This is a genomic window from Streptomyces botrytidirepellens, from assembly GCF_003721215.1.
In the GTDB taxonomy this organism is placed as follows: Bacteria; Actinomycetota; Actinomycetes; order Streptomycetales; family Streptomycetaceae; genus Streptomyces; species Streptomyces himastatinicus.
The window spans coordinates 1-6,921 of sequence record NZ_RIBZ01000702.1; the positions used below are offsets into that span (position 1 = coordinate 1).

A 6,921-nucleotide genomic window follows, 5' to 3' on the forward strand; every position below is an offset into this window, starting at 1 on the left:
ACCGCGCCGAAGGCCAGGCGCACTTCCTGTACAGCGCCGTCCCGGACGTCGAGGGCGGCGGCGATCGAGCCGATCGCGAACGCGTACGAGGCGCGCTCGCGCACCTTCCGGTAGCGCGAGTGGGCCGCGACCGGGGCGGGCGGCAGGGTGATGCCGGTGATCAGCGCGCCGGGCGGCAGCGCGGTCTCCAGGTGCGGGGTGTCCCCCACGGGCAGGTAGAACTCGGCGAACGGCAACTCGCCCGGCCCGTCCGCCGTTTCGTAGTGCACGACGGCGTCGAAGGCGGTCAGCGCCACCCCCATGTCCGAGGGGTGGGTGGCCACGCAGTGCTCGGAGGCGCCGAGGATCGCGTGGTTGTGGTGCTCGCCCTCGATGGCGGGACAGCCGCTGCCGGGGACCCGCTTGTTGCAGGGCTTGGCGGTGTCGGTGAAGTAGCCGCAGCGGGTGCGCTGGAGCAGGTTTCCGCCGACCGTCGCCATGTTGCGCAGCTGGCCGGAGGCTCCGGCCAGCACGGCCTGGGCCAACGCCGGGTAGCGGGACCGCACATCGGGGTGGGCGGCGAGGTCGCTGTTGGTGACGGTCGCGCCGATGCGCAGGCCGCCGTCCGGCGTGGCCTCGATCTGGTCGAGGGGGAGGTCGCGCACGTCGATGAGGCGCGCGGGCCGCTCGACCCCGGTCTTCATCAGGTCGACGAGGTTGGTGCCGCCGCCGAGGTAGCGCGCGTCGGGGTCGGCGCCGAGCAGGGCCACCGCCCCGGAGACGTCGTACACGCGCTCGTACCCGAATTCCCTCATACCGCTGCCTCCGCTTCCGTCGCGCCGTTCCCGTCACCCGAGCCGCCGGATGGCGGCTGTGCGGCCTCCGCCGCCCGTGCGACCGCCTCGACGATCGACACGTACGCGCCGCAGCGGCACAGGTTGCCGCTCATGCGCTCCCGGATCTCCTCGGCCGTGAGCGGCTGCACTTCCGCCTCGGGCCGCACGTCCTGGGTCGCGGCGCTCGGCCAGCCCGCCGCGTGTTCCTCGATCACGGCGATGGCCGAGCAGATCTGGCCGGGGGTGCAGTAGCCGCACTGGTAGCCGTCGAGGTCGAGGAACGCCTGCTGCACCGGGTGCAGGTCCTCGCCTTCGGCCACGCCTTCGATGGTGGTGATGACGCGCCCCTCGGCGGCCACCGCGAGCTGGAGACAGGAGACGGCGCGGCGCCCGTCGATCAGTACCGTGCAGGCACCGCACTGACCTTGGTCGCACCCCTTCTTCGTGCCGGTCAGGTCGAGACGTTCGCGCAGGGCGTCGAGCAGGGTGGTGCGGTGGTCGACGGGCAGCGTGTGCTTCTCGCCGTTGATGTTCAGCGTGATGGCGCTGGACGTCGATGGGGCCATGATCAGCCTTCTTTCGCGTAGCTGGTGCGCGTCGAGCGAGATGATCCGGGCGGTGCGGAAAGGGCCCCGGGAGTGACCCGGGAAGAGTCTGGGAAGGTGAGCGGGCTGGCGGCGACCGGCACCAGACCGTTCGCACTGGCCGGTTCTGCCGCTAAGGTAGACCTAAGTGGACAGTTGTCCGGCTGGTATGAACGTATCGGACAGTTGTCCGGTTAGCAAGGGCGGCCCGACCGCGGTTCCGGGAAGGAGGAGGGCGTGCCTGAGAAGAAGGACACCCCACTGCGCTCGGACGCGCAACGGAATCGCGAGCGCATCCTGGAGGTGGCCCTCGCGGAGCTGACGCGCTCGGCGGACGCCCCACTGAGCGCGATCGCCAAGAAGGCGTGCGTCGGACAGGGAACGTTCTATCGCAATTTCCCCAACCGCGAGGCGCTGGTCCTGGAGGTCTACCGCTACGAGGTGCAGCAGGTCGCCGACACCGCGGCCCAGCTGCTGCGGACCCGGGCACCGGACCAGGCGCTGCGGGAGTGGATGGACCGCCTCGCCCAGTACGCCATGACCAAGGCGGGCCTGGCCGGTGCGCTGCACAAGGCCACCAGCGCGCACGGCGGCCTGGTCCAACTGGCACGCGGCTCGCTGACCTCCGCCGTCACGCTTCTGCTGACGGCGAACGAGGAGGCCGGAACCATCCGCCCGGGGGTCACCCCCGACGACTTCATGCTCGCCATCGCCGGGCTGTGGCAGATCGACCCCTGCGGGGACTGGCAGGCATGCGCCGGGCGGCTCCTGGACCTGGTCATGGACGGCCTGCGCGCCGGTGCGCCGGGGCAGGCACCCCGTTAGGACCGGCGGCGCGGCTTGCCGCGCTTGGCGCCCTTGGGCGTCGCGGAGCGGCCCCGCGGGTTCTTCCCGGCCCCGGCCGCCCTGCCGGATCCGGACTTGCCCGCCGCCGCCTTACCGGACGCCGTCTTGCCGGACTTGCCGGACGCCGTCTTGCCCGCCGCGGGCTTGCGCTTCTGCTGCGCCGGGGGCGGAGTACGACCCCGGGTGCTGTTGACGGTCCGCCCGCGGACGATCCCGATGAAGTCCTCCACCAGGTCGGTGGTCGCGTCCTCCGGCCACGACAGCGCGACGCTCGACTGGGGCGCGTCCGTGAGCGGCCGGTACGTGAGGTCCCTGCGGTGGTGCAGCCGGGCGAGCGACTGCGGCACGACCAGCAGCCCCACTCCGGCCGCCACCAGCTCGATGGCGTCCCCCGTCGTGGCGGGGCGCTCGATCGCGGGCCGCCCCGGCGGGCGCTCCCAGCCGATCACGTCGTCGAGGGGGTGCAGCACGATGTCGTCGGCCAGATCGTCGACGGTCACCTCGTCGACCGCCGCCACGACGTGGTCCTTCGGCACCACGACCACGGTGGTCTCGGTGTAGAGGGGGATCGCGCTGAACACCGTACGGTCCACCGGCAGCCGCACGAGCCCCGCGTCGGCGCCGCCGTCCCGCAGCACGTCGGGGGCTTCGGCGGCGGGCACCGCGAGGAGGGTGAGCGGGACGTCGGGCAGGCGCTCGTTCCAGATCCGCACCCACTTGGCGGGCGTCGCCCCCGGGACATACGCGAGCCGGAACGTAGGGGATTCTTCCGAGCCTGTCACCCCGCCAGGCTACCGGTCGCGCGGCCCGAGGCCGTGGTCCGGGGCCGCGTATACGGTCGATACCCTTGACACATGAAGTCGCACCAGACCACCCAGACGATGAAGCCCGCGACCGCGGCGAAGAAACTGGGTGTGTACCTCCAGGCCACCCCCGCCGAGTTCCAGGAGGGTGTCGTCACGCGCGCCGAACTGAACGCCCTCCAGACCGATCCGCCCGAGTGGCTGCGGGAGCTGCGCCGCAACGGCCCGCACCCACGCCCCGTGGTCGCGGCGAAGCTGGGCACCTCCATCTCGGGCCTGGCGCGCGGCGGTATCACCGAGGCCCTCACCACCGAGCAGATCGAGGCCCTGAAGGCGGAGCGCCCCGAGTGGCTGGAGAAGGAGCGCGCCACGCAGGCCGAGGTGCGCAAGGAAGCGGTGCGGATCAAGGAGAAGAAGGCGGAGAAGGCCGAGAAGGCGGAGCGCGACGCCCAGTCCGGCCCGTCGCACTCCTGACCCTCTTCTCCGTCCCGTTCAGTCCTTGTAGTCGGGGGCGACGCGCTCCACGAGCCGCAGCAGCGCCGACCAGGCCAGGTCGTACGCCGTGTCGTCCTGGAGGTCGGAGCCCTCGTCCTCGCCCGCGAGCTGACGCGCCGTCAATTCGCGGATGTCCGGAGGCGGCATGACGAGTTTCGCGCCCCCGGCCGTCGCCGCGACCTGGATCTCGCACGCCTTGTCCAGGTAGTACATGCGCAGGAACGCCTGGGCGGGGGTTTCCCCGACGGTCAGCAGGCCGTGGTTGCGCAGGATCATCGCCGGGTGACCGGCGAGATCGGCGACGAGCCGCTGCTGTTCGGCGAGGTTGAGGGCGACGCCCTCGTAGTCGTGGTAGCCGAGCCTGCCGTAGAACTCCATGGAGATCTGGTTGAGCGGCAGCAGGCCGTCCTCCTGGGCGGCGACGGCGCAACCGGCCTTGGTGTGGGTGTGCAGGACGCAGTGGGCGTCGGGCCGGGAGGCGTGGACGGCGCTGTGGATGACGAACCCGGCGGGGTTGACGGGGTGCGGGGTCTCCTCGACGGGGCGGCCGGACAGGTCGACCTTGACGAGGTTCGACGCGGTGATCTCCTCGAAGAGGAGACCGTAGGGGTTGATCAGGAAGTGGTGTTCGGGGCCGGGGACGCGGGCGCTGATGTGCGTGAAGATCAGGTCGGTCATCCGGAAGTGCGCCACCAGGCGGTAGACCGCGGCGAGTTCGCGGCGCAACCGCACCTCCTCGGCGGAGGTGTTGTGTGCGGCCTGCTCGGTGTGGTGGGGCGTCGAAGCGGTCACGGGGTGAGTCCTTGGGTCGTGGGGGTGACGGAGGAGTCGGTCCGTCTCAGACGGTCACGGGTGCGGGTTCGGGCGCGGTGGCCGGTTCGCCCGCCACGCGGCGGCGCCAGGCGTCGACCGCGGCCTCCTCGGTCGGCTTGGTGGCGAGGCTGACGGCCACGTAGGCGACGAGGGCGGCGAGCAGGCCGAAGTAGATCGGCTCGTTGGCGAGCAGCCCCTCGACCACCATGAGCGTGATCACCGTGATGCCGCCCGCGATCATCGCGGCCAGGGCGCCGGGCAGGTTGCCGCGCTTCCACACCAGCCCGCCGAGGATGGGCACCAGCAGGCCGCCGACCAGCAGGTTGTAGGCGACGGTGAGCGCGGCGAGGACATCGCCCAGGACACAGGCGATGACGATGGCGGTCACGCCGAGGACGACGATGGCCAGCCGGTTCGAGCGGATCTCGTCGCGCTCGTCCGGGCCGTCCGCGGCCCCTGTGGTGCGACGTCGCAGCCGGGCCCAGATGTCGTTGTTGGCGACCGTGGCCGAGGCGATCAGGGCACCGCTGGCGGTGGACATCATCGCCGACAGGGCGGCGGCGAGGACGAGCCCCCTGACACCGGTGGGCAGGGTGTGCTGGACGATGGTGGCGAACGCCTGGTCGGCACTGGCCAGATGCGGGTACAGCGCCTTGGTCGCCATGCCGATGAACGCCCCGGCCAGGGCGTAGACGAGGCAGTAGATCCCGGCGGCCGTCCCGCCCCAGGTGGCCACCCGGTCGTTGCGGGCGGTGAAGACCCGCTGCCAGATGTCCTGCCCGATGAGCATGCCGAACGTGTAGATCAGCACATAGGTGAAGATGGTCTGCCCGCCGATGGAGGTCGGGGAGAGGTAGCCGTGCGGCAGCCGGTCCGCCATCTCCGAGAATCCCCCGGCCTTGATCACCGCGATGGGCAGCAGCAGGACGAGCACGCCCACGCTCTTGATCACGAACTGCACCATGTCGGTGAGCGTGATGGACCACATGCCGCCGAGCGCCGAGTAGCCCACGACGATGGTTCCGCCGATGACGACCGCGGCCCAGCGCGGCACGTCGAACAGCACGTCGAAGACGCTGGCGTACGCGATCGTCGAGGTCACGGCCAGCATCAGGGTGTAGACCCACATCACCACGCCGGAGATGACGCTCGCGGCGTCGCCGTAGCGCAGGGAGAGCATTTCGGCGACGGTGTAGACGCGCAGCCGGGCGATCCGGGCGGAGAAGAACACGCTGAGGGCCAGCAGCCCCAGCCCGATGGCGAACACCATCGCGGCGCCGGAGACACCGTAGGTGTAGCCCAGGCGCACCCCGCCGATGGTGGAGGCGCCGCCGAGGACGACGGCGGCCATCGTGCCCGTGTACATCAGCGGGCCCAGCCGCCGCCCGGCAACGAGGAAGTCGCTCTTGGAGGCGGCGAGTCTCTTGCCCCACCAGCCGACACCGACGATGGCCAGCAGATATCCGAGCATGACGAGGTAGTCGACGGCCATCAGGTCCTCCGAAGCAGAACGGCGTGGGGCCAGGGGGTGTCCGCAAAGTCCCGCCGGGCCCGCGACGCCTGGCACGCACGCTCGCTGCGTTGTCGGGCCCGTCCAAGTAGGCCCGCCCCCAGACTCCGTCCGGGAGGTGCCCCCGCGAGGACGACCCTCCGCCTTGCGATCGCACGCACCAGACGCCGCGGGCTGATCCGACGCGACTTTGCGGACACCCCCTAGGAGTGATGCGTGACCTTATCCACGGTGCACACTGGCGCTGAACCCGCGGATTCGCCCGATGTGAAACCGTCCGTTGGACGAATCCGACACCCCGGCGCGGTGCCGCAGGATGAGAGGATCCCTGCCTTGTGACCGAGCACGATCCACCGTCCATCCACCTCAGCGTGCTGCTCGCCGATCCCTCGCTGGGGCTGCGCCGGGTCGCCGGTCCCGCGGAGGACCGGCGCATCGGCACGGTCGGCACCACCGAGATCGAGGACCCCACGCCCTATCTCGTCGGCGGCGAACTCCTCCTCACCGCCGGAGTGCGGCTGCCGCCCGACGCGGACGGCATCGACACCTATGTGGCGCGCGTGGTGGCGGCCGGGGTCGCGGCCCTCGGCTTCGGCGTCGCCCCGGTGCACGAGGAGGTACCGGCGGAGCTCGTCGCCGCGTGCGACCGCCATGGGCTGCCGCTGCTGCGGCTGCCGCCGCACACCCCGTTCGTCGCCGTCGGCCGGGCGACCTACGCCGCCATCGCCGAGGCCCGCAACCGCGATCTGAAGACGGTCTCGCAGGCGCAGTCGGCCCTCGCCTCGGCCGCCGCCCGCCCCGACGCGCTTCAGGCCGTGCTCACCCAGCTCACCGCGCACACCGGCGCCTGGGCGGTCCTCTACGACGGCCGGGGAAACGAACTGTTCCGCGCGGGCCGGCGTCCCCCGGAGCCGGTGCCCGGTCTGCTGCGCGACCTCGCTGTCCGTACGACGACCGCCCGCCCCGCCACCGGCCGGGCCGCGAGCGGGCCGCCGCCTCCCTCGGCGGCGGCCCACCACCACGACGGTGCGCACCTGACCGTGCACACGCTGCCC

The 6,921-nt window shown here is 71.7% G+C and carries 8 protein-coding genes; 3 read left to right on the forward strand and 5 right to left on the reverse strand.

Features of this window, described 5'->3' with window-relative positions:
* A partial coding sequence (locus tag EEJ42_RS36285; RefSeq protein ID WP_148082152.1) for an FAD binding domain-containing protein occupies positions 1-794 on the reverse strand: 794 nt, incomplete at its 3' end.
* Positions 791-1,381 carry a (2Fe-2S)-binding protein gene (locus EEJ42_RS36290; protein ID WP_123106452.1) on the reverse strand — a complete coding sequence of 197 codons (591 nt, stop codon included), beginning with the start codon at positions 1,379-1,381 and terminating at the stop codon, positions 791-793. The genes EEJ42_RS36290 and EEJ42_RS36285, both read right to left, overlap by 4 nt.
* 255 nt (positions 1,382-1,636) lie before the next feature.
* Here EEJ42_RS36290 and EEJ42_RS36295 point away from each other — a divergent pair, with 255 nt between their 5' ends.
* On the forward strand, positions 1,637-2,224 hold the full coding sequence (locus EEJ42_RS36295; RefSeq protein ID WP_123106453.1) for a TetR/AcrR family transcriptional regulator: 588 nt from the start codon (positions 1,637-1,639) through the stop codon (positions 2,222-2,224).
* Here the strand turns inward: EEJ42_RS36295 and EEJ42_RS36300 are convergent.
* A complete protein-coding gene (locus EEJ42_RS36300; protein WP_123106454.1) occupies positions 2,221-3,027 on the reverse strand; it encodes a LysR substrate-binding domain-containing protein in 807 nt (268 codons plus the stop codon). The two genes, EEJ42_RS36295 and EEJ42_RS36300, sit on opposite strands and share 4 nt — an antisense overlap.
* 72 nt (positions 3,028-3,099) lie before the next feature.
* On the opposite strand from EEJ42_RS36300, the gene EEJ42_RS36305 reads away from it, so the two are divergent.
* Complete coding sequence (locus EEJ42_RS36305) at positions 3,100-3,522, forward strand: DUF5997 family protein (RefSeq protein ID WP_123106455.1); 423 nt, start codon at positions 3,100-3,102, stop codon at positions 3,520-3,522.
* An 18-nt stretch (positions 3,523-3,540) separates the two neighbouring features.
* Here the strand turns inward: EEJ42_RS36305 and EEJ42_RS36310 are convergent, their stop codons facing one another.
* Together EEJ42_RS36310 and EEJ42_RS36315 are read right to left on the reverse strand one after the other, a co-directional pair.
* Complete coding sequence (locus EEJ42_RS36310; RefSeq protein ID WP_123106456.1) at positions 3,541-4,335, reverse strand: class II aldolase/adducin family protein; 795 nt, start codon at positions 4,333-4,335, stop codon at positions 3,541-3,543.
* Positions 4,336-4,381: 46 nt separating this feature from the next.
* Positions 4,382-5,848 (reverse strand): sodium:solute symporter family protein, encoded by a 1,467-nt coding sequence (locus EEJ42_RS36315; protein ID WP_123106457.1) that lies wholly within the window; start codon positions 5,846-5,848, stop codon positions 4,382-4,384.
* 353 nt (positions 5,849-6,201) lie between these two features.
* On the opposite strand from EEJ42_RS36315, the gene EEJ42_RS36320 reads away from it, so the two are divergent.
* Positions 6,202-6,921, forward strand: a 720-nt coding sequence (locus tag EEJ42_RS36320; RefSeq protein WP_184503443.1) for a PucR family transcriptional regulator ligand-binding domain-containing protein, incomplete at its 3' end; no start/stop codon positions are given.

Coding starts and splice junctions, on each gene's coding strand:
- EEJ42_RS36290 (WP_123106452.1), bottom strand. CDS start 1,381: ATGGCCCCATCGACGTCCAGCGCCATCACGCTGAACATCAACGGCGAG.
- EEJ42_RS36305 (WP_123106455.1), top strand. CDS start 3,100: ATGAAGTCGCACCAGACCACCCAGACGATGAAGCCCGCGACCGCGGCG.
- EEJ42_RS36315 (WP_123106457.1), bottom strand. CDS start 5,848: ATGGCCGTCGACTACCTCGTCATGCTCGGATATCTGCTGGCCATCGTC.